A 23,596-nucleotide genomic window follows, 5' to 3' on the forward strand; every position below is an offset into this window, starting at 1 on the left:
CATCAATTACCACGAAGACTGATACACACGGCGGGGCACCTGCCAATGCCGCAACCGCCCACGAAGCATAGGGCGCCAATGTGACGGCGTCGTGGCAACGCCATGAAGCCACGGTGACATCACAGGCCGTAGCGCTTGATCTTGTCGTAGAGCGTGGCCTTGCCGACCTGCAGCAGGTCGGCCGCCTGGCTGACCGCGCCGCCGGTGCGCGCCAGCGCATCCGCGATCACGGCGCGCTCGAAGTGCTCCATGCGCTCGCGCAGCGGCGCGGTCTCGTCGGGCGCGGCGGCCTGCGCGCCGGCCTGGCCGCCCTCGGGCACCCCCAGCACCATCCGGTCGGCGGCATTGCGCAGCTCGCGCACGTTGCCCGGCCACGGGCGCTGCGCCAGCGCCTGGCGCTGGGCCTCGGACAGGATCGGCGCGGGCCGCTGGTAGCGCACCGCCGATACCAGCGAGAAATGCTCGAACAGCGGCACGATGTCCTCGCGCCGCTCGCGCAGCGGCGGCAGTGCGATGGTGACGACATTGAGCCGGTAATACAGGTCTTCGCGGAACGTGCCTTGCGCCACCAGCGCGTCCATGTCGCCCTTGGCCGCCGCGACGATGCGCACGTCAATCTGCACCGACGCGTTCGAGCCCAGCCGCTCCAGCGAGCCTTCCTGCAGCACGCGCAGCAGCTTGACCTGCAGCGCCAGCGGCATGCTTTCGATCTCGTCGAGGAAGAGCGTGCCGCCCGAGGCATGCTCGAGCTTGCCGATGCGGCGCTTGCCGGCGCCGGTGAAGGCGCCGGCCTCGTGGCCGAACATCTCGCTCTCGAAAATGGCCTCGGGCACGGCGCCGCAGTTCAGCGCGATAAAGGGTCCTTCGGCGCGCCCGGACAGCGCGTGCAGGCTGCGCGCCACCAGTTCCTTGCCGGTGCCGGTCTCGCCGTTGATCATCACCGGCACGTCGGTGGGCGCGACATTGGCCACCAGCGCACGCACCTGCTCGATCGCGGGCGAGCGGCCGATGATGCGCGTGCCGGCGGCGGGTCCGGCCAGTTCGCGGCGCAGCGCCTGGTTCTCGAGCTCCAGCGCGCGGCGTTCGAGCGCGCGGCGCACGGTGTCGGTGAGGCGGTCGGCGCCGAAGGGCTTTTCGATAAAGTCATAGGCGCCTTCGCGCATCGCCTGCACCGCCATGGTGATGTCGCCGTGGCCGGTCACCAGGATCACCGGCACGCCCGGCGCGGCATTGCGGCAGTGCTGCAGCAGGTCCAGGCCGCTGGCGCCGGGCAGGCGCACGTCGGTCACCACCACGCCGGCAAAGGCGCCGTGCAGGTGCGGGATGGCGGCCTCGGCCGAGGGCAGCGCCAATACCCGGAAGCCGGCCAGCTCCAGGCTTTGCGCGGTGGCCTGCCGCACCAGCGGCTCGTCTTCGACAAACAGGACACGCAGACCGTCTTGCATCGCAGTACTCATGGTGACGCGGAAACCGAGGGCGCCGGATCGATGGCAGGCGCGCGCGCCAGCACCAGCGTGAACTGCGCGCCGCCGCCGGGGACATTGGCGACGCTGAGCTGGCCGCCGAACTCGCGCACGATCGACGAAGAGATCGCCAGCCCCAGCCCCAGACCCTGCCCGGTTTCCTTGGTGGTGAAAAAGGGTTCGAACAGGCGCGGCAGGGCTTCCGGCGCGATGCCGGTGCCGTTGTCGCGCACGACGATAGTGACGGCGTGCTCGCCGGGCTGGACCTCGAGATCGATCCGCCCCTGCGCCGGCGCGGCTGCCGCGATCGCATCGAGCGCATTGCCAATCAGGTTCAGCAGCACCTGCTCCAGCTTGAGCTCGTCGGCGCGCACGGCCAGCCCGGGCGCCGCATCCAGGCCGGTGACGCTGACCGTGACCGCGCCCAGCCGCGGCGCCAGCAGCGCCAGCACTTGGTCGACGGCCGCGCGCAGCGCCACCGGCCGGCGCACCGGGCGCGCCTTGCCGGCAAACAGCTTGAGCTGGCCGGTGATCTTGCCCATGCGCTCGGTCAGGTCGGCGATGGCGGCCAGGTTGCCTTCGGCCGCCGCCAGCTGGCCGCGCGCGAGCAGCACGCGGGTGTTGTCCGAGAACGTACGCAGCGCCGCCAGCGGCTGGTTCAGTTCATGCGTGATGCCGGCCGCCATCTGTCCCAGCGCGGCCAGCTTGCTGGCCTGCACCAACTCATCCTGCGCTGCGCGCAGTTCGCTTTCGGCGCGGGTGCGCTCGGCCACTTCGTCTTCCAGCTTCTCGTTGATCGCCATCAGGTCGGCGGTGCGGGCCTCTACCCGGCGTTCGAGCTGGTCATAGGCGGCCTCGAGCAGGCGGCGGCTGTACTGCATGTCGCGCGCGCGGTGGCGGCGCTGGCGCCAGTTGACCAGCAGCAGGCAGATGCAGGCGTAGGCCAGCGCGGCGGCCACGGTGGCGTTGCGCGCATTGGCCAGCACCGGCTCCAGCGGCACCATCACCTGCATGGTCCAGCCGGCCGGGCCGACGGTGCGGTTCAGTTCCAGGTAGCGCTCGGCGCGTTCGGCGCCATCCGGTGCAAAGGTCGTCCGGGACGCCGCCGCATCGTCGCGCACGCGTACCAGGCGCGCGCCGTGGGGCAGCGTGGTGTCGGCCAGCCAGCGCGTGACCGGCGATGCCAGCGGTTCCAGCGGCAGCGGCGTCACCGCGCGGCCGTGGTACTGGCGGGTCTGGTCCAGTTCCGCCCGCAATGCCGGTGCCAGCGGGCGCAGCGTGCGGTACTGCCACGCGGGGACCGACGACAGGAAGATCACGCCGTGGTCGTCGCTGACCATCAGCGGCTCGGCACCGCTGCCGGCGCGCTGGAACCACTCCAGGTTGAGCTTGACCACGGTCACGCCGATGACCTTGCCGCCGGCTTCCACCGGCTGCGCGATGTAGTAGCCGGGCTCGTCGCTGGTGATGCCGATGGCGTAGAAGCGCCCCATCTGGCCGCCCGCTGCGGTCTGGAAGTAGGGGCGGAAGCGGTAGTCGGTGCCGACGAAGCTGCCGGGCTCGCCATGGTTGCTGGCCGCCAGTGCAATGCCGTTGGCGGCGATCACGTAGGTAGCCGACGCATGCGCGCGGCGGTTGACCTCGGCCAGGTACTGGTTGGCAGCGGCGACGCGTTGCGCGTCGTCGGGGGCGGCGAGCAGCCCGCGCACGAACGGATGCAGCGACACCAGCGCGGGCAGGAACTCGTAGCGGTCGAGGGTGCTTTCGAGCGTGGCGGCGTAGCGGTCGGCGCGCGTGGCGGTGGCTTGCTGCAGGCCGGCCAGGCCACGCTGGACCGAGACCAGCCAGGTCAGCGCGCACAGCAGCAGCAGGCCTGCCGCCAGCGCGACGGCAAAGCCCCACCAGCGCCCGCTGCCGGCCTCCGGCGCGTGCACCGGGCGGGTGGCGGCGGGGTCATGCACGGCGAGAAAGTCGTCGGAGTGGGGCATCGGCGCGCGCGAGGGCTGTCGCGCCGATGATACCCGCTGGCGGGCGGCCGGGGCAGCCGCCCGCGCGGGCGCGGCGCATTCAGACGGCGCCCTGGCCGGCTTCGGCAAGTTCGTCGGCGTCGCCGCCGCCGCCATGCTGCAGCACGCGCGCCAGGCGCTTGCGGTCCAGCTCGCGTTCCCACGCCGATACCACCACCGTGGCCACGCCGTTGCCGATGATGTTGGTCAGCGCGCGGCACTCGCTCATGAAGCGGTCGATGCCCAGGATCAGCACCATGCCCGCCACCGGAATGGTCGGCACCACCGCCAGCGTCGCCGCCAGCGTGATGAAGCCCGAGCCGGTCACGCCGCTGGCGCCCTTGGAGGTCAGCATCGCCACCGCCAGGATGGTGAGCTGCTGCATCAGCGTCAGCTCGATGCCGGTAGCCTGCGCGATGAAGATCACCGCCATCGTCATGTAGATGTTGGTGCCGTCCAGGTTGAACGAGTAGCCGGTGGGCACCACCAGGCCCACCACCGACTTGGAACAGCCCAGCTTCTCCAGCTTTTCCATCATGTGCGGCAGCGCGGCTTCGGACGAGCTGGTGCCCAGCACGATCAGCAGCTCTTCCTTGATGTAGGCAATAAAGCGCAGGATGTTGAAGCCGGTCATGCGCGCGATCGTGCCCAGCACCACCAGCACGAAAATGATGGCGGTGAGGTAGAAGGTACCGATCAGCTTGAGCAGCGGCACCAGCGAGCCCAGGCCGTACTTGCCGATGGTGAACGCCATCGCGCCGAAGGCGCCGATCGGGGCCACCTTGGTGATCACGTGGACGATATGGAAGAACACCTTCGAGACCTGCTCGATCAGCTGCACCACGATGCGCGCGCGTTCGCCGAGCACCGCCAGCGCGGCGCCGAAGAACAGCGACACCAGCAGGATCTGCAGGATGTCGCCGTTGGCGAAGGCGCTGAACACGGTGTCCGGGATGATGTGCATCAGGAACTCGACCGTGCTCTGGCCGTGCGCCTTCGACACGTACTGGGCGATGGCCTTGGTGTCGAGCGTGGCCGGGTCGATGTTGAAGCCCACGCCCGGCTTGAGCAGGTGCGCGGCGCCCAGCCCGATCAGCAGCGCGAAGGTCGACACCACCTCGAAGTACAGCAGCGCCTTGCCGCCGACGCGGCCGACTTTCTTCATGTCGCTCATGCCGGCAATGCCGGTGACCACGGTACAGAAGATGATCGGGCCGATGATCATCTTGATCAGCTTGATGAAGCCATCGCCCAGCGGCTTCATGGCGACGCCGGTGTCGGGCCAGAAGTGGCCAAGCACGATGCCGATGCAGATGGCGAACAGGACCTGCACGTACAGGATCTTGTAGAAGGGTTTCCTCATGATGTCGTCCTCGGTGTTGACCGTACCCGGCGGGTTTGCGCGGGGCGCGCGCCGTCACGGTTGCGGCGCGTTCACGGACGGGAATTCGCAACCCGCGTGCCAGTCAAAACGGTATTGCTAACTGTTTGATTCACAAGGAAAGGCTTGCATCGGGCGGGGCACGGGCGTCCGGGTTTCCGGAATCCCGGACGCCACGGCTCTGGTGATCCGGAATGCTGGGCGGGCGGCAGGTGCCCGAGGCGCCACCTGTACGGCGGTTATGGCAACCGGACGCTGGCGCAAACCTGTCATGGATCGCGGCCAGGCCGCCGCAACGCCGTATAATTCCGAGCTTCCGTTCAATGCCGTCCGGGCCGTGCCGCCGTCCGGGGCCGTCTTCACACCGTACGCATGCGCAGCTACTACCAGCACCACGTCTTCTTCTGCCTGAACCAGCGCGAGGCCGGCGAGAACTGCTGCGCCAACTACAACGCCAAGGCCATGCAGGAATACGCCAAGAAGCGTTGCAAGGAACTCGGCATCGCCGGCGGCGAAGGCCGCGTGCGCATCAACAAGGCCGGCTGCCTGAACCGCTGTGAACTCGGCCCGGTGCTGGTGGTCTACCCCGAGGCCATCTGGTACACCTTTGTCGACGAGCACGACATCGATGAAATCATCGACAGCCACCTGCTCAAGGGCAAGCCGGTCGAGCGGTTGATGGTGGACCGCTGATGGCGGAGCACTGAACCAACCGAAGCCGGCGCATGCCGGCTTGTTGCTTTACCCCTGTTCCACACGTTGCAACCGCCATGCCCCGCCGCCCGCCAGCCGGACGGTTTTTTCATTTTTGCCCGGGCTTCCCGCCGGGCGCTTGCTTGACCGCCATCCTGACCCGTCCATCATGAACGCGCATACCCAGGTACTGTCCATCGCCGGCCCCGCCGGTGCGATCGATCTCTCGGTAGACCTGCCGCAAGGCCTGCCCGACGTACCCCTGCGCGGCCTGGCGCTGGTGGCGCACCCGCATCCGCTGTTCGGCGGCACCAAGGACAACAAGGTCGCGCAGACGCTGGCGCGCAGCTTCGTGCAGCTGGGCTACGCCACGGTGCGTCCCAACTTCCGCGGCGTCGGTGGCAGTGCCGGCGAGCATGACAACGGCGTTGGCGAACAGGACGACCTGCTCGCCGTGGTGGCCTGGATGCGCCAGCAGACCGCGTGGTCGGCGCAGGCCGCAACGCTGCCGCTGGCGCTGGGCGGGTTCTCGTTCGGCAGCTTCGTTAGCACCCATGTGGCGCGCCGCCTGGCCGAAGCCGGCACGCCGGTGCAGCGCCTGGTGCTGGTAGGCACCGCCGCCAGCCGCTGGGAAGTGGCCCAGGTGCCGGCCGACACCATCGTGATCCACGGCGAGCAGGACGACACCGTGCCGCTGGCCAGCGTGTTTGACTGGGCCCGCCCGCAAGAGCTGCCGGTGATCGTGATTCCCGGCGCCGACCATTTCTTTCACCGCAAGCTGCACCTGATCAAGCAGCTCGTCGTCAATGCGTGGGACCGGTAAGGCCGGCACGCCGCCTCCCGGATCTTCCCGCGCCACCTTCTTACTGTCGGAAAACAGAAACATGCTGAATAGAGCCACGACACGCCTTTCGTCCGCTTTTGCTCCCGCTGCCATCGCCGCCGCCGTCGTGCTGGCCGTCGCGCCCGCCGCCGTGCTGGCGCAGGGCGTGCCGACGCCGCAGGTCGCCGCCAAGTCGTGGATGCTGTATGACGTGACCAGCGGCCAGGCCCTGGCCTCGCAGAACGCCGATGCGCGCATCGAGCCGGCTTCGCTGACCAAGCTGATGACCGCCTACCTGGCGTTCGAGGCACTCAAGGAAAAGCGCCTGACGCTGGACCAGACCGTGGTGCCGACCAACCTGGTGCTCAAGGTCAAAAGCGACGAGTCGCGCATGTTCATCGAGCCCAACAAGCCGGTCACCGTGCAGGACCTGCTGCTGGGCCTGATCGTGCAGTCGGGCAACGACGCCGCGCTGGCGCTGGCCGAGGCCGTGGGCGGCTCGGAAGAGGGCTTCGTCGCGATGATGAACCGCGAGGCCCAGCGCATGGGCATGAAGAACACCCACTTCACCAATACCGACGGCATCCCCGACCCGAATCACTACACCACCGCGGTGGACCTGGCGACGCTGACCACGCGCCTGATCAAGGACTTCCCCGAGTACTACAGCATGTACTCGCAGAAGGAGTTCACCTATAACAAGATCAGGCAGCCCAACCGCAACCGCCTGCTGTACATCGACTCGACCGTCGACGGCGTCAAGACCGGCCACACCAAGTCCGCCGGCTATTGCCTGATCTCGTCGGCCAAGCGGCCGCTGGCCAACGTGCCGGACGGCTCGCGCCGCCTGATCTCGATCGTGATCGGCACCACCACCGAACAGGTGCGCACCCAGGAAAGCCTGAAGATCCTCAACTATGGCTTCCAGTTCTTCGACACGCTGCGCCTGTACGACAAGGGCCAGGTGCTGGCCACGCCGGACATCTACAAGGGCAAGAACGGCACGATCAAGATCGGCGTGCAGAACGAGACCTTCGTCACCGTGCCCAAGGGCACCGGCGGGCGCCTCAAGCCGGTGCTGGAGCGCCAGGAACTGCTGATCGCGCCGATCTCGGCGGGCCAGCAGGTGGGCATGGTCAAGCTGATGGATGGCAACAACAAGGTGGCTGAATTCCCGGTGGTGGCACTGGAAGAAGTGCCCGAGGCCGGCTTCTTCGGCCGCCTGTGGGACACCATCCGCCTGTGGTTCAAGCGCAAGTGACCTGAATGCGCGCGAGCCGGCGTGCCACGCGGCGCGCCGGCCTTGCGCCGGAGAATCCGAGATGACGACCGACAACCAAGGCAGCGGTAACAAGCCCGGCGAGATCCCGCCGGAGCAGTCGCTGATCGAATATCCGAGCCATTTCCCGATCAAGGTGATGGGCACGATGCAGGACGGCTTCGCCGAAGCCATCGTCACGCTGGTGCAGGAGTTCGACCCCGACTTCCACGCCGGCAAGATGGAAATGCGCCCGTCGAGCAAGGGCAACTACCTGGGCCTGACCGTGACGGTGTGGGTCACCAGCCGCGAGCAGCTCGATGACCTGTACCGGGCATTGACTTCGCATCCGATGGTGAAGGTGGTGCTGTAAGAAGGACTGTTGTAAGACTTTCTCTCCCGTACTGTTTGCTCCCCTCTTCCGCCTGCGGGAGAGGGGCCGGGGGTGAGGGCAGGCGCGGGCAATACCGACGCGCGTCACTTCGTTGATACTCCGGCCCTCACTTCCAACCCCTCTCCTGCCCGCGGGAGAGGGGAGCCACTCCCGCCGTGTGTAAAGCGCATCGGGCGTGGCATTGCTTCCTCCCCATACCAACATGAACACCATCACCCTGAAACCCGGCAAGGAAAAATCCCTGCTGCGCCGCCACCCGTGGATCTATGCTACGGGCATCGCCACCACCGAAGGCCGCTGCGAGCCGGGCGCCACCGTGATCGTGCACGCCGCCGACGGGCGTTTCCTGGCCAAGGCCGCCTACAGCCCCGAATCGCAGATCCGCGCGCGCGTGTGGACCTTCGACGAGAACGAGCCGGTCGACCATGCGCTGTTCAAGCGCCGCGTGGCGGCGGCCATTGCCTACCGCCGCCAGTGGGTCAAGGACAGCGACGCGGTGCGGCTCATCTTCGGCGAGTCCGACCGGCTGCCGGGGCTCATCGTCGATTACTACGGCAACGGTGACTCCGGCCAACTGGTGTGCCAGTTCAATTCGGCGGGCGTCGAGCACTGGAAGACCGCGATCGTGCAGGCGCTGGTCAAGGAGACCGGCTGCCCCAACGTCTACGAGCGCTCCGACGCCGCGGTGCGCCAGCGCGAGGGGCTCGAGCTGGTGACCGGCGTGCTGGCCGGCGCCGAGCCCGATCCGGCGTTGTCGGTGACCGAGCACGGCGTGCGTTATTACGTCGACGTGCGCAACGGCCACAAGACCGGCTTCTATGTCGACCAGCGCGACAACCGCAAGCTGGTCGGCGACCTGGCCGCGGGGCGCGAGGTGCTGAACTGCTTCTGCTATACCGGCGGCTTTTCGCTCGCGGCGTTGCGCGGCGGTGCCACCGCGGTGACGTCGATCGATTCGTCGGGCGAGGCGCTGAAGATCGCCGCGGGCAACGTGGCGCTGAACGGGTTTGATGCCGGGCGCGCAGCCTGGCTCGACGCCGACGTATTCAAGACGCTGCGCGAATTCCGGGCCGAAGGGCGGCAGTTCGACCTGATCGTGCTGGACCCGCCCAAGTTCGCGCCATCGGCGCAGCATATCGACCGCGCCGCACGCGCCTACAAGGAAATCAACCTGGTCGGCATGCAACTGCTGCGCCCGGGCGGGCTGCTGTTCACGTATTCGTGCTCGGGGGCCATCAGCATGGAGCTGTTCCAGAAGATCGTGGCCGGGGCGGTGACCGATGCGCGGGCGGATGCCCGCATCCTGCGCAGGCTGTCGGCCGGCACGGATCATCCGATGCTGGCGGCGTTTCCGGAAGGGGAGTATTTGAAGGGGTTGCTGCTGGAGAAGGTGGCCTGATGCGAAGGCTGACGAGCGGCGATGGCCTTAAGCCGCCCGCTTGTTTTCTCCCCTCTCCCGCGCGCGGGAGAGGGGCGGGGGTGAGGGCGGGCGCTTGCTCGAAGTGAAGCGCCTCATGCTTGGCACACGCCAGCCCTCACCCCCGGCCCCTCTCCCACTGCGTGGGAGAGGGGAGCGAACCGGCGGGCTCGGCAAAGTCGGCCGACCGCTCGATCACCGCCACATATTCCGCATCCGGCCCGCCAGGTCCACCGGCGCCAGCGCCGGCTTCACCGCGGCTTCGCCCGGCATCGGCGGCGGCGGCCACGAGCGGCTGTAGAAATTCGGCATCACCCGGTTTGGCAGGAAGCGCGTGCGCGACGCATACACATGCCGGTCGCCGAAGCCCACTTGCTGGTGCACATAGAACCGCTGCGGCACGATCACATCGAGGTGGTCCTTGGCCCGGGTCATCGCCACGTACAGCAGTCGCCGCTCTTCCTCGATCTCTTCCGTGGTGCCGGTGGCCAGGTCGCTCGGCATGCAGCCGTCGACGGCATTCAGCACATACACCGCCTTCCACTCCTGGCCCTTGGCCGAATGGATGGTCGACAGGATCAGGTAGTCCTCGTCGCGCGAGGGCACGCGGGACTCATCGCTGGAGGCGCTGGGCGGGTCCAGCGTCAGCTCGGTCAGGAAGCGCTCGCGCGCGCCGTAGGTGGCGGCGATGCGCTCCAGCTGCTGCAGGTCGGCCTGGCGCGCGGCGGCGTCGTCGTGCAGCCGTTCCAGGTGCGGCGCATACCAGCCCAGCACCTGCTCGAATTCCGATGGCCATGGCGAGGTCGGCGCCATCAGCGCGCGTGCCAGCCCCAGCAGGTCAGCCCACGCGGGCGCCGCGGCCGGCGGCGGCTCGAAGGCTTCCAGCGAGAACAGCGGCTCGGTCGCCATCGCCAGCGCATCGAGCACGCGCGCCGCGGTCTTGGGGCCGATGCCTGGCAGCAGCTGCAACGTGCGGAAGCCCGCCATGCGGTCGCGCGGGTTTTCCAGCCAGCGCACCACCGCCAGCACGTCCTTGACGTGGGTGGATTCCAGGAACTTGAGGCCGCCGAACTTTACGAACGGGATATTGCGCCGTGCCAGCTCGATCTCCACCTGCGCGCTGTGGTCGGCGGCGCGGAACAGTACCGCCTGCGCCATCAGCGCGAGGCCGGCCTCGCGCCGCGCCAGCACCTGCTCGACCACGTAGCGGGCCTGGTCGGCCTCGTCGTTGACCACGACCACGCCGGGCTTTTCGGCGGACTGGCGCTCGGACCACAGGTCCTTGGTATAGCGCTCGGCCGCCAGCCCGATCACCGCGTTGGCGGCCTGCAGGATCGGCTGCGTCGAACGGTAGTTCTGCGACAGCGTGACCTGCTGCGCGGCCGGCGTGAACTGCGCGGGAAAATCCAGGATATTGCGCACGCTGGCGCCGCGGAAGGCGTAGATCGACTGCGCGTCGTCGCCGACCACGGTCAGGCCGCGTCCGTCGGGCCGCATGGCCAGCAAAATCGACGCCTGCAGCGCATTGGTGTCCTGGTATTCGTCGACCAGGATATGGTCGAAGCGCGCGCCCATGTCCTGCGCGATGGTGGGCTCGGCCATGGCCTGGGCCCAGTACAGCAGCAGGTCGTCGTAGTCCAGCACGTGCTGTTTCTGCTTGGCCTCGACATAGCCGGCGAACAGCGTGCGCAGCGCGTCGGCCCACATCGCGTAGCGCGGAAACTGCTGCTTGAGCACGTCTTCCAGCGGCGCCTGGGTGTTGACCACGCGCGAATAGATCGCGAGGCAGGTTTCCTTCTTGGGGAAGCGGCTGGCGGTCTCGGACAGGCCCAGGTCGTGGCGCACCACGTGCATCAGGTCGGCCGAGTCGCCGCGGTCGCTGATGGTGAAGGCGGGCGACAGGCCCAGCGTCTCGGCATATTCGCGCAGCAGCCGTGCGCCGATGGCGTGGAAAGTGCCGGACCACTGCAGCGCCGCGCGGCCCGCGCCGGTGCTGGTGCCCAGCGCGTGGTCGACGATGCGCTCGACGCGCCGGCCCATCTCGGCCGCGGCGCGGCGCGAGAACGTCAACAGCAGGATGCGGCGCGGATCGGCGCCGCCCAGTACCAGGTGTGCCACCCGGTGCGCCAGCGTATTGGTCTTGCCCGAGCCGGCCCCGGCGATGATCAGCAGCGGCGCCTCGCTGCCGTGCTCGACCGCGGCGCGCTGCTCCCGGTTGAGCCGGGACAGGTAGGCGGGAACGGCTTCGGCGTCAGGTGCGGCGAGTTCGGCGGCGGGGGCAAGGTCCAGGGTCACGGGTGAGGCCGGCAGAAGGGAGGCTTGGAAAAGACTGGCGCCAACTGTATATCCATACAGCCTCCCCGCGCAACCCGCCACACGGCCGATCGCTGCCAAAAACAAAAAAAGGTGCTCGATGAGCACCTTTTCGCAGGCGTTGGCAGCGCCGCTGTTACGCGGATTTTGCCAGCGCGCCGTCGAGCAGCTTGTGCAGCGCTTCCCATTCGGGCTCGCCCACATAGCGCTTCAGGATGCGGCCGTCCTTGTCGACCACGAAGGTGGTCGGCGTCAGCCCCACGTCGCCGAAGGCCTTGGCCGCGCTGCCGTCGGTGTCCATCGCCACCTTGAACGGCAGCCCGCGCGTCTTGGCGTAGTTCATCACATACATGGGGGGGTCATAGTTCATCGCCACCGCGACGAATTCGAGGCCTTTGCCCTTGAACTGCTCGTAGGTCCTGACCATGTCCGGCATCTCCTTGATGCAGGTGGCGCAGCTGGTGGCCCAGAAGTTGACCAGGTAGACCTTGCCCTTGAGGTCGGCGGTGCTGACCTTTTCGCCCGACAGCAGCGTGAAGGTGGCGGCGGGCGCGGTACCGGACGGCGATAGCGCGCGGTAGCCGAACCATCCCAGCAGCGCCAGTACCACCACGGCGGCGACGATGGGCCATGGCTTGCGGGAGGTCTTGGGGGCAGCGGTAGTGGTCATGAAATCCGGCTCGGCAGGTTCGGTCAGCAGTGGGACATTCTAATGCGGCCGGCGTTCGCGCGCTGTGCGGAACCGCCTTGCGGCAATCCGCCGCAGCCCTTCAGTCACTTCTGCGCGGCGACGGCGGCGCGGGCCTGCGTCAGCGCCTGTTCCAGGTAGGCGCCGTAGAAGTCGGGCTGCATGCCGCGCAGCGGGCTGGCGGCGGCGCGGCCCTGGCGGTCCAGGAACAGCACCGTGGGCGCCACCCTGACCTGCTGCGCCCGCGCCCAGGCGCGCGCGGTGGTCAGGCTGCCGTCGGCAGCGCGCAGCGGGGTGTCGGCGGTCATGTCGAGTTCGCGCACTGCGATCTCGCCCGCGGCCGCCTGCGGGCCGAGGTAGTTGCGCCGCACCGCGTCGCAATAGCCGCAGCCGGGCAGCGACACCAGCACCACCAGCGGCTCGCCGCGGCGCGCCGCGTCGGCGCCGTGGGCGGCGAGGTCAGTGGCCGGCGGCAGGTGCGGCGGGCTGGCGGCGGCAGCCAGGCCGGCCACGGCGGCCAGCAACACGCCCGCGGCCAGCCAGGGCAGGCGAGTGCTGGCTACGGCAAGTCGGGCAAGGCGAGGAGCGGGCATGGCGGATCTGGGGGCGGCGGAGCGGCGCGGCAAGCACTGGCGCGCCGCTTCCGGGATAATACCGGTTTCCGCGCGCCGGCGATGCGCCCGTGCGCGACCATCCCGCACCTGCCCTTCGCCCCCGTTTTTCCATGCGCCCCGTGCTGCCCCCGCTGAGCCCTGTCGCCGTGCCCCGCTGGTCCCTGACGTGCTGCGCCGCGCTGCTGGCGCTGGCCCTGTGCGCCTGTTCGCCGCGCTATGACTGGCGCACCATCCAGTCGGGCGAAGGCGGCTACGCCGCGCTCTATCCCGGCAAGCCCACCAGCGCCGCCCGCGACGTGACCATTGCCGGGCGCAAGCTGCCGATGACGATGGAAGCCGCACGCGTCGACGAGACCCTCTTCGCCGTGGGCGTGGTGACGCTGCCCGCCGACGATGAAGCGCTGCGGCGCGAGGCCCTGGCGGCGATGCAGGCCGGCCTGCTGGCCAACCTGGGCACGCTGTCGGGCGAGGCGCGCACGCGGCCGGTCACCATCATGAGCGCGGACCGGCCGGGCCGACCGCTGGCCGGCCTGGAACTGCAGGCCAGCGGCGTGTCGCCGCAGGACCAGTCGCCGCGCCGTCTCAGCGCGCGGCTGGTGGCGGTGGGCGTGCACGCCTACCAGGCGGTGGTGCTGGAATCCGGCGAGGCCGCGCGCGACGCGCGCCAGGCTGAGCAAGTGGAGCAGTTCCTGGGCGGGTTCCACCCGCTCTGAGGCACCGCGCCCCAATCCATCACAGGTGCCCGGGCTGCAGTGCGTGGCCCGGCATGGTTGACGTCAAAGGAGAGTCGAAATGCGTTGGGAAGTCTGGTTGGCCTATTTCGCCGCGTGCTGGGTGATTGCCGTCTCGCCGGGATCGGGCGCGGTGCTGTCGATGAGCCATGGGCTGTCGTACGGGCTGCGCCGGACCACCACCACCATCTTCGGCCTGCAGGCCGGGCTGGTGATCGTGCTGCTGGTGGCCGGCGGCGGGCTGGGCGCGCTGCTGCTGGCCTCGGAGCAGGCCTTCATGGTGGTCAAGACGGTTGGCGCGCTGTACCTGATCTACCTCGGCATCCAGCAATGGCGCGCCAGGGTGGAAGCGGGTTCGGTGCAGGACGGCGGCCCCGCGCGCGTGGCCGTGATGAGCCGGCGCCGGCGCTTTGCCACGGGCTTGCTTACCAACGTGACCAACCCCAAGGGCATTATCTTCATGGTCGCGGTGCTGCCGCAGTTCATCGACCCGAACCGGCCGCTGGCACCGCAGCTGGCGATCCTGGCCGCCACCATGTGCGGCGTCGACCTGGTGGTGATGCATGGCTACGCGCTGCTGGCGTCGCGCATGCAGGGGCTGTTCCGCAATGCGCGCGCGGTGCTGTGGCAGAACCGGTTTTTCGGCAGCGTGCTGATGGCGGTGGGCGCGGCGCTGTTCTTCGTGCGCCGCCAGCACGCCTGACCGGCACGGGATCCGCACTGGCGTGGGCGGGCGGGGTTTGCTTCAATGAGGAAGAAGCCCAGCCACGGAGACCTCGCATGCCCGCCTCGCTGAACCCCATCGCCGGTGCACGCCCGCATCCGCGCCATACCGTGCCCCCGGCGGAAGAGCCAGCGCCGCCGGGCGTGCCCCCCGACCTGCCGTTGCCGCCCGAGGAAGACCCGCCCCCGCCGCCGGTGGAGCCGCCCGTGGCCGGCGCCGCCGGGCGCTATTGCTTGAGCTCGTAAAAGTCGTTCAGGCAGTACGCGTCGGTCAGTTCGACCGGCTTGTCGCCATGGGTGTAGCCGGTGCGGCGGATATGCAGCAGGGGCTCGCCCGGCCTGATGCCCAGGCGCGCGGCCAGTTCCTCGGTGGCCACGACGGCGCGCAGTGTCTCGGTGACGCGCAGCACCGGCTTGCCGATCCGCTCCAGGTAGGCGTAGAGCGATTCGCCGATGGCGCTGGCGTCGGGCAGCACGGCCAGCGCCAGCGTGGTCACATCCATCCAGTAAATCTGTCCGTCAGCCTTGCGCAGCCGCGTCAGCCTGACGATCTCGTCGCCCTCGGGCAGGGCCAGCTCAGCGCTTTCCTGCGCGGTGGCGCGGCGGCGCTCGAACGCCACCAGCTCGCTCGCCGGCGTCATGCCGCGCCGGCGCGCCAGCTCGCTGAAGTTGTCGAGCCGCGCCGGCCTGGGCTCGGCGCGCGGCGCGATAAAGGTGCCCGCGCCATGGCTGCGCGTGATGGTGCCTTCCTCGGCCAGCACCTGTAGCGCGCGCCGTGCGGTGACGCGCGAAATCCCCAGCGAATCGACCAGCGTGCGCTCCGACGGCAGCGCATCGCCCACCCGCCATTGTCCGGCCTGGATGGCGGCGGTCAGCTTGCGCGCCACCTGCAGGTAGATCGGCGTGGCGTCCGCCTCGTCCGGCCTGAGGGCCTGCAGCCGTTGATCCATGCGAATCCTCGTGGGTACCAAAATTTGGTGGTGATGATACCACTTTAGGACATCTGGCGGCCTCGCGGGCAAATAGTACGGCCCGGGTGATGCGTGCGCCATGCGCAGGGTTTCCGTCAATTGGTATTGGAAAGGTGTGGCTAAAAAGGAGGCCCGCGCAAGGTACGAGCCGCCAGGAAAAAGCCTATTTTTCAGGGCCTGTGCGTTGAATCAATTTTTTGTCCGAGGCCGTCATGTGATACTGCCGACGCACGCATTTTAGATACCAGTTAAGTACATGTCTGGCGTAGTGGTTTGTACTGGTATTTTTGTTGTCATGAACCGTTTATCTTCTCCCCCGAACCTGGCGCCGTGGCATTCCGCAACCGGTCGCCGCGAATCTGGAAGCAGAATGGCTGAGACGAGCGAAACCCTGTTGTTGCGGGCTCCGTTGAGCGGAGTGCTGCTGCCCCTCGCGGCGGTGCCGGACCCGGTCTTTGCCGAAGGCTTGTTCGGCGACGGCGTGGCCATCGATCCGCTGAGCGACACCGTGGTGTCGCCTTGCGATGGCGTCGTGCTGCACCTGGCCGCAACCGGCCATGCGTTGACCTTGCAGGCGTCGTGCGGTGCCCAGGTGCTGCTGCATGTCGGCATCGACACCGTGTCGCTGCGCGGCGACGGCTTTGCGCCATGCGTGGCGCAGGGCGCGGCAGTGCGTCAGGGTGATGCGCTGATCCGCTTCGATGTCGAGCGCGTGGCGCGGCAGGCGCGCAGCCTGGTGACAGTGATGGCGGTGGCCAACGGCCACGACTTCCCCGTTGCCGCGCGCACCGATGCGGTCCTGGCCGAGGCCGGCCGCACCGTGTTGCTGCAGTTGCGCCCGGCAGGCGCCGCGGCAGCCGCAGCGCCTGCACCGCGGGCCGATGTCACCGACGCGGCCGCCCTGCGGCGCACGGTCACGCTGGGCTGCGCCGGCGGCCTGCATGCAAGGCCCGCGGCGCGTGCGCGTGCGGCCATACAGGGGCTCGAGGCCACGGTGGCGCTGCACTACGGTGGACGGCAGGCCAGCCTGTCAAGTCTGGTGGCGCTGCTGGCGCTGTCCGCGGACGAGGGCGCCACGGTAGATCTGGTCGCCAGCGGGCCCGATGCCGGCGCCGCGCTGGATGCGGTGGCGCGTGAGCTGCAACGCACCGACGCGGGGGAAGAGCAGGCCGTGTTCCCCGTCGGCATGGCGCCGCCACCGGGTGCGCGTAGCGGCGAACTGCCGCCGGGCGGCATTGCCGGCGTGGCCGCCGCTCCCGGCATCGCCATCGGCCCGCTGCGCTGGTGGCGCGACGCGGCGCCGGAGCCGGACCAGGCCGGCCTGGGCGCGCCGGCCGAGCGTGCCACCCTGCGCGCCGCGCTGGCGGCGGTCGACGCCCAGTTGGCGCACGACAGCGCCGCCGCCAACGCGCGCGGGGCCAGCGCCGAGGCCGGCATTTTCGCCATGCATCGCGCGCTGCTTGAAGACCCGGCGCTGCTGCAGGCTGCCGATCCTCTGATAGACGCGGGAAAAAGCGCGGGCTTCGCATGGCGCGAGGCCACCAGCGCCGAAGCCGCGGCGTTGGCCGCCATGACCGACCGCCGCGCCGCCGACCGTGCCGCCGACCTGCTCGACCTGGGCAAGCGCGTGCTGCGCGCGCTGGCGGCAATCCGCCATGGTGCCAGCCATGCGGAGGCCGGCGTGTCCGCCGACGTGGCGCTGGGCGGGCAACCCGTGGTGCTCGCCGCCGACGAATTCACACCTTCCGACCTGATCGGGCTCGAGCGCACCCGCGTGGCCGCGCTGGTGATGGTGCGCGGCGGCCCGACCGCGCACGCCGCCATCATGGCGCGCCAGCTCGGCATCCCGTGCCTGGTGGCGCTGGGCAGTGCGCTGGAACGGCTGCCCGATGGCACGCAGGTCATTGCCGACGGCGACCACGCGCGCCTGCACGCCAACCCCGATGAACACCTGCTGGCCGCCGCCGCGAGCACCCTCAGGCTGCGCGCGCAGCAGGGCCAGGCCGACCTGCGCGTCGCGCACGCGCCGGCCAGCACGCGCGACGGCGTGCACGTTGAAGTAGCCGCCAATATCGGCAGCCTCGACGACGCGCGTCATGCGGTCGCGCAAGGCGCCGACGCGGTCGGCCTGCTGCGCACCGAGCTGCTGTTCCTGCATGGCGAGGCCGCGCCCGCCGCGGAAGATCACACCGCCCGTTGCCAGGCCATTGCCGATGTACTGGACGGGCGCAGCGCGATCGTGCGCACGCTCGATATCGGCGGCGACAAGGACGCCGCCTGGCTGCGCCTGCCGGCCGAGGCCAACCCAGCGCTGGGGCTGCGCGGCGTGCGCCTGGCGCAGGTCTGCCCGCAACTGCTGGACGACCAGCTGCGCGGCCTGCTGGCGGTGCGCGCCAGGCCGCCGCTGCGCATCCTGCTGCCGATGGTCAGCGAGGCGGGCGAGTTGCTGCACTGGCGCGCGCGCATCCGCGCGCTGGCGGCCGAAGCCGGCGCCGATGCCGGCATCGAGGTCGGCGTGATGATCGAAGTGCCGGCCGCCGCGCTGCTTGCCGACCAGCTCGCCGAGCACGCTGACTTTTTCTCGATCGGCACCAATGACCTGACCCAGTACACGCTGGCCATGGACCGCTGCCAGCCGCACCTGGCGCCGCGCCTGGACGCCCTGCATCCCGCCGTGCTGCGCATGATTGCCGCCACCGCCGAAGGCGCCGCGCGCCATGGGCGCTGGGTCGGCGTGTGCGGCGCGCTCGCGGGCGATCCGCTGGCCGTGCCGGTGCTGCTGGGACTGGGCGTGACCGAGCTGTCGGTCGACGCCGCGCTGGTGCCGGCCATCAAGGCGCGGGTGCGCAAGCTCGCGCACGCCGACTGCCGGAAACGCGCGTCCGAATTGCTGCGGCTGGCTTCGGCCGCGGCGGTGCGTGAGGCGTGCCGGCGCTACTGGCCGGCCTGAACCCCGCGCCCCGACCACGCGCCCCCACCACGCGCGCCATGCGCGCACAGCTTCGAGGAGAACGCCAATGAAGATCGATCTGTTGCCCCGGCTGCAACGCCTGGGCGCCACGCTGATGCTGCCGATCGCGGTGCTGCCGGTGGCTGGCCTGCTGCTGCGCCTGGGCCAGCCAGACGTGTTCGGCATCGAGGTGATGGCGCAGGCGGGCAACGCCGTCTTCGCCAACCTGGCGCTGCTGTTTGCCATCGGCGTGGCGGTGGGCTTTGCGCGCGACAACAACGGCGCCGCGGCGCTGGCCGGCGCCATCGGCTACCTGGTGCTGACCACGGTGATGAAGACTGTCGACCAGGCGCTCGACATGGGCGTGCTGGCCGGCATCGTCGCCGGGGCGATCGCGGGCAGCCTCTACAACCGCTACCGCGGCGTGGTGCTGCCGCCGTACCTGGCGTTCTTTGCCGGCAAGCGCTTCGTGCCCATCGTCACCGCGCTGGCCTGCCTGCTGCTGGGCATCGTGCTGGCCTATGCCTGGGCGCCGGTGCAGGCCGCCATCCACGTGGCCGGCGCCTGGCTCACCACCGCGGGCCCGGCCGGCGCGTTCGTATTCGGGCTGCTGAACCGGCTGCTGCTGGTGACCGGGCTGCACCACCTGATCAATACGCTGGCGTGGTTCGTGTTCGGCAACTATGCCGATCCGGCCACCGGCGCGGCCGTGGCGGGCGACCTGCACCGCTATTTTGCCGGCGATCCCGGCGCGGGCCTGTTCATGACCGGCTTCTTCCCGGTGATGATGTTCGGGCTGCCTGCGGCCTGCCTGGCGATGTACCACGAGACCGCTCCGGAGCGGCGCGCACTGGTGGGCGGCATGCTGTTCTCGATGGCGCTGACCTCATTCCTGACCGGCATCACCGAGCCGATCGAGTTCAGCTTCATGTTCCTGGCGCCGGTGCTGTACGGCCTGCATGCGCTGCTGACCGGCCTGTCGATGGCGCTGTGCGATTGGCTCCAGATCCGGCTGGGCTTCACCTTCTCGGCGGGCGCGATCGACTACGTGCTGGCCTACGGCCTGTCCAGCCGCGGCTGGCTGGCGCTGCCGCTGGGGCTGGCGTATGCGCTGGTCTACTACGGCGTGTTCCGTGTCTTTATCCGCCGCTTCAACCTGCCGACGCCGGGCCGCGACGACATCGTCCCCGCCGCGCCCGCCGAAGGCGCGGCGCAGCCGGCCGCCGGCAGCACGGGACAACGCTATGTCGAGGCGCTGGGCGGGGCCGCCAACCTGGTCGTGGTCGATGCCTGCACCACGCGGCTGCGGCTGAAGGTGGCCGACGTCGGCGCGGTGTCGGAACCGCGGCTCAAGGCGCTGGGGGTGCGCGGCGTGCTCAAGCGCCCGCCCAACGTGGTGCAGGTGGTGGTCGGTCCGCAGGCCGAGCAGGTTGCCGGCGATATCCGCGCGGTGCTGGAGCAGGCCGGGCAGGCCGGGAAGGCCGCGCCGGACCCGGTTGCCGAAGCCGGCGGCTTCGACCCGGACTGGTGGATCGCAGCGCTGGGCGGCGCCGCCAACATCGCCGCCATCAGCGTCGAGGCGCTGACGCGACTGCGGGTGGTGGTGCGCGAGCGAGCGCGGGTGCGTGCCGAAGATCTGGCTGGCAGCCCGCTGATGTGGGTTGGCGACGACACCGCGCATATTGCCTTCGGCCATGCGGCAGACCAACACGCGGCCGCGCTGCGGCGCGCCCTGCAAGCCCGGCCCCAGTGACCCCCGCCGCCGCAGCCGGCTGGCTGCGGTCGATCCCGCCATCGGCCAGAACGTGACGGCGGCCGCGACGACTGCCGTGCTGATGGCTACCGACATGCCTATCCAGGAGCCCTTGATCGTGAAACGCATTGCATTGACGACGCTGCTCGCGGCGTCGGCCGGCAGCGCCTGCGCGCAGGCCGCCGGCACCGGCATCACCCTGTACGGCCGCGCCGTGGCCGGCCTTGACTATGTCAACGGCATCGCCCGCCCCGGCGGCGACGCCGACACCTTGCGCTTTGGCAGCAACCAGTACGGCGTCAGCTTCTGGGGCTTGCGCGGCGCCGAAGACCTGGGCGGCGGCCTGCGCGGGGTGTTCAACCTGGAGGGCATGATCACCTCGGGCACCGGCCGTTCCGATCCGCTGTTCGGGCGCCGCGCCCAGGTGGGCCTGGCCGGCAACGACTGGGGCGCGCTGCTGCTGGGCCGCGCCATGAGCCTGACCGACGACGAGAGCGGCGCGATCGATCCGATGGGGCTGCAGGCCAGCTCGATCGCCACGCTGGTCTATGGCCGCAACTGGGGCTCCCGTCCCAACGCCGTGACCTACAACTCGCCCGCGTGGGGCGGGCTGAGCGTGCGCGCGCAGGCGGGCAGCGACGGCGTGCCGGGCAGCTTCAACCGCGGCAGGCAGGTGAGCGCGGCGGTCAAGTACGCGCGGGGCAACTTCAGCCTGACCGGCATCTATGAAGCACTGCGCGACGCCCAGGGCCGCATGGACAACCTGTACACCAGCTCGCGCCAGTACACGCTGGGCGGCAGCTATGCGCTCAATGACCTGCGCCTGTTTGCCGGCTACAACCTGACCGCGTCGTCGGGCGCCACCGTGGCCACGCCGGAGAACCCGTATGCCGCCACGCGCAGCCAGATGGCATGGGTAGGCGCCAACTACCGCGTGCTGCCGGCACTGACGCTGCTGTCCGGCGTCTACTACGCTACCCTGAACCGGGGCGGCGGGCATGGCACGCTTGTCACACTGGGCGCAAAGTATGACTTGTCGAAGCGCACCGCGCTGTATGGCACCGTCGCCTCGGTATTCAACTCGCGCAACGCCTCGTTTTCGGTCGAGGCGTCGCCGGACACCATGCCGCGCGCGGGGGCGAACCAGCAGGGTGCCTATGCCGGCGTCATCCACCTGTTCTGACGGTGGCCAGGTGCGGCGGCCGATGATTTGGAGAGCATTGCCATGAAGGGAAACATCCTGACGCCGGCTGGCTGGGTCTTCGGCGAGGTCCATGCCGGCCCGGACGGACGCATCGCGCGCATCGAGGGGGTGCCGGTCACGCCCGCGCTCAACGATGCCCCGTACGTGCTGCCGGGGTTTGTCGACTTGCTCAATCATGGCGGCGGCGGCAAGGATTTCATGGATGGCGAGGCCGCGGTGCCGGTGATCCTGCGCGCCCATGTGCGCTTCGGCACCACCAGCCTGCTCGCCACCACCATGACGGCGCCGCACGCCGTGCTGCTGCCCGCGGTGCAGGCGCTTGGCCGCGCCTGTGCCGGTCGCCCGGCCGGCGCGGCGCGGCTGCTCGGCGTGCATCTGGAGGGGCCGTACATCAATCCGGGCAAGCTAGGCGCGCAGCCGGACACCTCCGTCATCGCCACGCCCGAAGATCTGGCGCAGTACCTCGACGCCGCGCCGCTGAAGGTAGTGACGCTGGCGCCCGAGCTGCCGGGGCACCTGGACATCATCCGCCGGCTGGCCGCACGCGGCGTGCGCGTGCAGCTGGGCCACACCCTCGGCACCTATGAAGACGCAGCGGCCGCGCTGGATGCCGGCGCCAGCGGCTTCACCCACCTGTTCAACGCGATGACGCCGCTGCGGCACCGCGCGCCCGGCGTGGTGGGCGCCGCGCTGGCACATGCCGAATTCGCCGAGCTGATCCCGGACTTGCTCCACGTGCATCCCGGCGCCATCCGCGCCGCGCTGCGCGCGATCCCGCGGCTGTACGCGGTCACCGACGCCACCGCCGCCGCGGGCATGCCCGACGGCGCGTACCACCTCGGCAGCCAGACCGTCTACAAGGCCAACGGCAGCGTACGCCTGGCCGACGGGACGCTGGCCGGCAGCGTGCTGACCATGGACCAGGCGCTGCGCAACTTCGTCTCGATCGGGCTGGACCTGGTCGACGCATCGCGGCGCGTGTCGCTGTACCCGGCGCAGTACCTGGGCATTGCCGAGCGCGGCATGCTGGCCGAAGGCTGCTGGGCCGACGTGGTGGTGCTGGACCGCGCGCTGTCGGTGCGCAGCGTGTATGTCGAAGGAGAGTGCTGTGTCGCGAATGCTTGAAGAAGCCCTGAGCGCGCCCGCCGTGGTCGCCGCGCAGCTGGCCGACGCGCCGCGCGTGGCGGCGCTGGCCGCGCAACTGGCCGCGCACGACTGGCCCGCAGTGCTGACCGTGGCGCGCGGCAGTTCGGACCACGCCGCCAGCTATTTCGCCGCGCTGGTGACGCGCCGGCTGGGCGTTCCGGTGGCCTCGCTGCCGATGTCGACGGTGACGCTGCACGACAGCGCATTGCGCGTGGCCGGGCAGCTGGCGGTGGCATTCTCGCAGTCGGGCCGCAGCCCGGACCTGGTCGAGACCATGCAGGCCCTGCGCGCCGGCGGCGCCGCCACGGTGGCGCTGGTCAACGCGCCCGCTTCACCGCTGGCGCAGGCGTGCGCGCATGCCTTGCCGCTGCGCGCCGGCACCGAGCACAGCGTGGCCGCAACCAAGAGCTATATCGCCATGCTGTCGATGTCGGCGCTGCTGGTCGGGTATCTCGAAGCCGCGCGCGGCGGTGGCAGCGCCTTGCTCGATGCGTGCAGCGGCCTGCCCGCCGCGCTGGCGGCAGCGTCGGCGCAGGACTGGTCCGCGCTGGTGCCGGCCCTGCGCGACGCGCAGCGCATGATGGTGCTGGGGCGCGGCGCAGGGCTGGCGATCGCGCAGGAGGCGGCGCTCAAGCTCAAGGAAACTGCCGGCATCCAGGCCGAGGCCTTTTCCGGCGCCGAGGTGCGGCACGGCCCGATGGAGATCATCGGCACCGGCTATCCGCTGCTGGTGTTCGCGCCGCGCGGACCGGAGCAGCCCGGGCTGCTGGCGCTGGCCGCGGAGATGCGCGCACGCGGCGCGCGCGTGCTGCTGGCGGCCCCGGCTGGCACGAATGATGCGGATGGTCCGGTGGCGTTGCCGCTGGTGCCGGCCGACGAAGCGCTGCTGGATCCGATCTGTGCGATCCAGAGTTTTTATGTCGCCGCGCACGCGCTGGCCGTGGCGCGCGGGCGCAATCCCGACCAGCCGCAATACCTGCGCAAGGTGACCGAGACCCGCTGATCCGGCAGACTGCCCAACACGGCAAGCGCTGCCGGCTCGCACCGCACCCGCCCCACACCCCACGC

Annotated in this window: 20 protein-coding genes; 13 read left to right on the forward strand and 7 right to left on the reverse strand. The window is 69.9% G+C overall.

Going from position 1 to position 23,596, the window contains the following annotated elements:
- Nucleotides 1–119 precede the first annotated feature (119 nt).
- The 3 genes from ACOCMH_RS18145 to ACOCMH_RS18155 all read right to left on the reverse strand — a co-directional run bounded on the left by ACOCMH_RS18145 (nt 120) and on the right by ACOCMH_RS18155 (nt 4,832).
- Nucleotides 120–1,445 carry a sigma-54-dependent transcriptional regulator gene (locus tag ACOCMH_RS18145; RefSeq protein ID WP_427312389.1) on the reverse strand — a complete coding sequence of 442 codons (1,326 nt, stop codon included), beginning with the start codon at nt 1,443–1,445 and terminating at the stop codon, nt 120–122.
- Between the two features lie 8 nt (nt 1,446–1,453).
- Entirely contained in the window at nt 1,454–3,451 is a 1,998-nt protein-coding gene (locus ACOCMH_RS18150) for a sensor histidine kinase (RefSeq protein WP_427312390.1), read from the reverse strand.
- A 79-nt stretch (nt 3,452–3,530) separates the two neighbouring features.
- Entirely contained in the window at nt 3,531–4,832 is a 1,302-nt protein-coding gene (locus ACOCMH_RS18155) for a dicarboxylate/amino acid:cation symporter (RefSeq protein WP_427312391.1), read from the reverse strand.
- A 390-nt stretch (nt 4,833–5,222) separates the two neighbouring features.
- Between ACOCMH_RS18155 and ACOCMH_RS18160 the strand changes: the two genes are divergently transcribed.
- From ACOCMH_RS18160 to ACOCMH_RS18180, 5 genes are all read left to right on the forward strand, one after another.
- Complete coding sequence (locus ACOCMH_RS18160) at nt 5,223–5,543, forward strand: (2Fe-2S) ferredoxin domain-containing protein (protein ID WP_427312392.1); 321 nt, start codon at nt 5,223–5,225, stop codon at nt 5,541–5,543.
- A gap of 169 nt (nt 5,544–5,712) precedes the next feature.
- A complete protein-coding gene (locus ACOCMH_RS18165) occupies nt 5,713–6,366 on the forward strand; it encodes an alpha/beta hydrolase (RefSeq protein WP_427312393.1) in 654 nt (217 codons plus the stop codon).
- A 61-nt stretch (nt 6,367–6,427) separates the two neighbouring features.
- Nucleotides 6,428–7,627 carry a D-alanyl-D-alanine carboxypeptidase family protein gene (locus ACOCMH_RS18170; protein WP_427312394.1) on the forward strand — a complete coding sequence of 400 codons (1,200 nt, stop codon included), beginning with the start codon at nt 6,428–6,430 and terminating at the stop codon, nt 7,625–7,627.
- Between the two features lie 61 nt (nt 7,628–7,688).
- Nucleotides 7,689–7,997, forward strand: coding sequence for an HP0495 family protein (locus tag ACOCMH_RS18175; protein WP_171514336.1), 309 nt, complete (start codon nt 7,689–7,691; stop codon nt 7,995–7,997).
- Between the two features lie 223 nt (nt 7,998–8,220).
- The gene (locus tag ACOCMH_RS18180) at nt 8,221–9,417 is read left to right on the forward strand and encodes a class I SAM-dependent rRNA methyltransferase (RefSeq protein WP_427312395.1); all 1,197 of its coding nucleotides are present in this window, start codon (nt 8,221–8,223) and stop codon (nt 9,415–9,417) included.
- Between the two features lie 213 nt (nt 9,418–9,630).
- Here ACOCMH_RS18180 and ACOCMH_RS18185 read toward each other — a convergent pair whose 3' ends face one another.
- The 3 genes from ACOCMH_RS18185 to ACOCMH_RS18195 all read right to left on the reverse strand — a co-directional run bounded on the left by ACOCMH_RS18185 (nt 9,631) and on the right by ACOCMH_RS18195 (nt 13,029).
- On the reverse strand, nt 9,631–11,730 hold the full coding sequence (locus ACOCMH_RS18185; RefSeq protein WP_427312396.1) for an ATP-dependent helicase: 2,100 nt from the start codon (nt 11,728–11,730) through the stop codon (nt 9,631–9,633).
- A gap of 154 nt (nt 11,731–11,884) precedes the next feature.
- The gene (locus tag ACOCMH_RS18190) at nt 11,885–12,418 is read right to left on the reverse strand and encodes a TlpA disulfide reductase family protein (RefSeq protein WP_427312397.1); all 534 of its coding nucleotides are present in this window, start codon (nt 12,416–12,418) and stop codon (nt 11,885–11,887) included.
- Nucleotides 12,419–12,522: 104 nt separating this feature from the next.
- On the reverse strand, nt 12,523–13,029 hold the full coding sequence (locus tag ACOCMH_RS18195) for a thioredoxin (protein WP_427312398.1): 507 nt from the start codon (nt 13,027–13,029) through the stop codon (nt 12,523–12,525).
- A gap of 131 nt (nt 13,030–13,160) precedes the next feature.
- Between ACOCMH_RS18195 and ACOCMH_RS18200 the strand changes: the two genes are divergently transcribed.
- The 3 genes from ACOCMH_RS18200 to ACOCMH_RS18210 all read left to right on the forward strand — a co-directional run bounded on the left by ACOCMH_RS18200 (nt 13,161) and on the right by ACOCMH_RS18210 (nt 14,750).
- Nucleotides 13,161–13,763, forward strand: a complete 603-nt coding sequence (locus tag ACOCMH_RS18200) for a hypothetical protein (protein ID WP_427312399.1) — start codon at nt 13,161–13,163, stop codon at nt 13,761–13,763.
- A gap of 79 nt (nt 13,764–13,842) precedes the next feature.
- Nucleotides 13,843–14,484 (forward strand): LysE family transporter, encoded by a 642-nt coding sequence (locus ACOCMH_RS18205; protein ID WP_171514330.1) that lies wholly within the window; start codon nt 13,843–13,845, stop codon nt 14,482–14,484.
- Nucleotides 14,485–14,561: 77 nt separating this feature from the next.
- Entirely contained in the window at nt 14,562–14,750 is a 189-nt protein-coding gene (locus ACOCMH_RS18210) for a hypothetical protein (protein WP_427312400.1), read from the forward strand.
- On the opposite strand, the gene ACOCMH_RS18215 is transcribed toward ACOCMH_RS18210, so the two are convergent.
- Nucleotides 14,732–15,454, reverse strand: coding sequence for a GntR family transcriptional regulator (locus tag ACOCMH_RS18215; RefSeq protein WP_171514329.1), 723 nt, complete (start codon nt 15,452–15,454; stop codon nt 14,732–14,734). The genes ACOCMH_RS18210 and ACOCMH_RS18215 overlap by 19 nt on opposite strands.
- A gap of 391 nt (nt 15,455–15,845) precedes the next feature.
- Here ACOCMH_RS18215 and ptsP point away from each other — a divergent pair, with 391 nt between their 5' ends.
- The 5 genes from ptsP (at nt 15,846) to ACOCMH_RS18240 (ending at nt 23,531) form a co-directional block, all read left to right on the forward strand.
- Nucleotides 15,846–18,425, forward strand: coding sequence for a phosphoenolpyruvate--protein phosphotransferase (gene ptsP / locus ACOCMH_RS18220; RefSeq protein ID WP_427312401.1), 2,580 nt, complete (start codon nt 15,846–15,848; stop codon nt 18,423–18,425).
- 67 nt (nt 18,426–18,492) lie between these two features.
- A complete protein-coding gene (gene nagE / locus ACOCMH_RS18225; protein WP_427312402.1) occupies nt 18,493–20,178 on the forward strand; it encodes an N-acetylglucosamine-specific PTS transporter subunit IIBC in 1,686 nt (561 codons plus the stop codon).
- A gap of 118 nt (nt 20,179–20,296) precedes the next feature.
- Nucleotides 20,297–21,361 carry a porin gene (locus ACOCMH_RS18230; RefSeq protein WP_427312403.1) on the forward strand — a complete coding sequence of 355 codons (1,065 nt, stop codon included), beginning with the start codon at nt 20,297–20,299 and terminating at the stop codon, nt 21,359–21,361.
- 42 nt (nt 21,362–21,403) lie between these two features.
- Nucleotides 21,404–22,507 carry an N-acetylglucosamine-6-phosphate deacetylase gene (gene nagA, locus ACOCMH_RS18235; RefSeq protein WP_427312404.1) on the forward strand — a complete coding sequence of 368 codons (1,104 nt, stop codon included), beginning with the start codon at nt 21,404–21,406 and terminating at the stop codon, nt 22,505–22,507.
- Complete coding sequence (locus ACOCMH_RS18240; RefSeq protein WP_427312405.1) at nt 22,500–23,531, forward strand: SIS domain-containing protein; 1,032 nt, start codon at nt 22,500–22,502, stop codon at nt 23,529–23,531. Before nagA ends, ACOCMH_RS18240 begins: the two co-directional genes overlap by 8 nt.
- The last annotated feature ends 65 nt before the right edge of the window (nt 23,532–23,596 follow it).

It is taken from the genome of Cupriavidus sp. H39, from assembly GCF_050271075.1.
In the GTDB taxonomy this organism is placed as follows: domain Bacteria; phylum Pseudomonadota; class Gammaproteobacteria; order Burkholderiales; family Burkholderiaceae; genus Cupriavidus; species Cupriavidus necator_B.

Coding starts and splice junctions, on each gene's coding strand:
- ACOCMH_RS18145 (WP_427312389.1), bottom strand. CDS start 1,445: ATGCAAGACGGTCTGCGTGTCCTGTTTGTCGAAGACGAGCCGCTGGTG.
- ACOCMH_RS18150 (WP_427312390.1), bottom strand. CDS start 3,451: ATGCCCCACTCCGACGACTTTCTCGCCGTGCATGACCCCGCCGCCACC.
- ACOCMH_RS18155 (WP_427312391.1), bottom strand. CDS start 4,832: ATGAGGAAACCCTTCTACAAGATCCTGTACGTGCAGGTCCTGTTCGCC.
- ACOCMH_RS18160 (WP_427312392.1), top strand. CDS start 5,223: ATGCGCAGCTACTACCAGCACCACGTCTTCTTCTGCCTGAACCAGCGC.
- ACOCMH_RS18165 (WP_427312393.1), top strand. CDS start 5,713: ATGAACGCGCATACCCAGGTACTGTCCATCGCCGGCCCCGCCGGTGCG.
- ACOCMH_RS18170 (WP_427312394.1), top strand. CDS start 6,428: ATGCTGAATAGAGCCACGACACGCCTTTCGTCCGCTTTTGCTCCCGCT.
- ACOCMH_RS18175 (WP_171514336.1), top strand. CDS start 7,689: ATGACGACCGACAACCAAGGCAGCGGTAACAAGCCCGGCGAGATCCCG.
- ACOCMH_RS18180 (WP_427312395.1), top strand. CDS start 8,221: ATGAACACCATCACCCTGAAACCCGGCAAGGAAAAATCCCTGCTGCGC.
- ACOCMH_RS18190 (WP_427312397.1), bottom strand. CDS start 12,418: ATGACCACTACCGCTGCCCCCAAGACCTCCCGCAAGCCATGGCCCATC.
- ACOCMH_RS18195 (WP_427312398.1), bottom strand. CDS start 13,029: ATGCCCGCTCCTCGCCTTGCCCGACTTGCCGTAGCCAGCACTCGCCTG.
- ACOCMH_RS18200 (WP_427312399.1), top strand. CDS start 13,161: ATGCGCCCCGTGCTGCCCCCGCTGAGCCCTGTCGCCGTGCCCCGCTGG.
- ACOCMH_RS18205 (WP_171514330.1), top strand. CDS start 13,843: ATGCGTTGGGAAGTCTGGTTGGCCTATTTCGCCGCGTGCTGGGTGATT.
- ACOCMH_RS18210 (WP_427312400.1), top strand. CDS start 14,562: ATGCCCGCCTCGCTGAACCCCATCGCCGGTGCACGCCCGCATCCGCGC.
- ACOCMH_RS18215 (WP_171514329.1), bottom strand. CDS start 15,454: ATGGATCAACGGCTGCAGGCCCTCAGGCCGGACGAGGCGGACGCCACG.
- ptsP (WP_427312401.1), top strand. CDS start 15,846: ATGGCTGAGACGAGCGAAACCCTGTTGTTGCGGGCTCCGTTGAGCGGA.
- nagE (WP_427312402.1), top strand. CDS start 18,493: ATGAAGATCGATCTGTTGCCCCGGCTGCAACGCCTGGGCGCCACGCTG.
- nagA (WP_427312404.1), top strand. CDS start 21,404: ATGAAGGGAAACATCCTGACGCCGGCTGGCTGGGTCTTCGGCGAGGTC.
- ACOCMH_RS18240 (WP_427312405.1), top strand. CDS start 22,500: ATGCTTGAAGAAGCCCTGAGCGCGCCCGCCGTGGTCGCCGCGCAGCTG.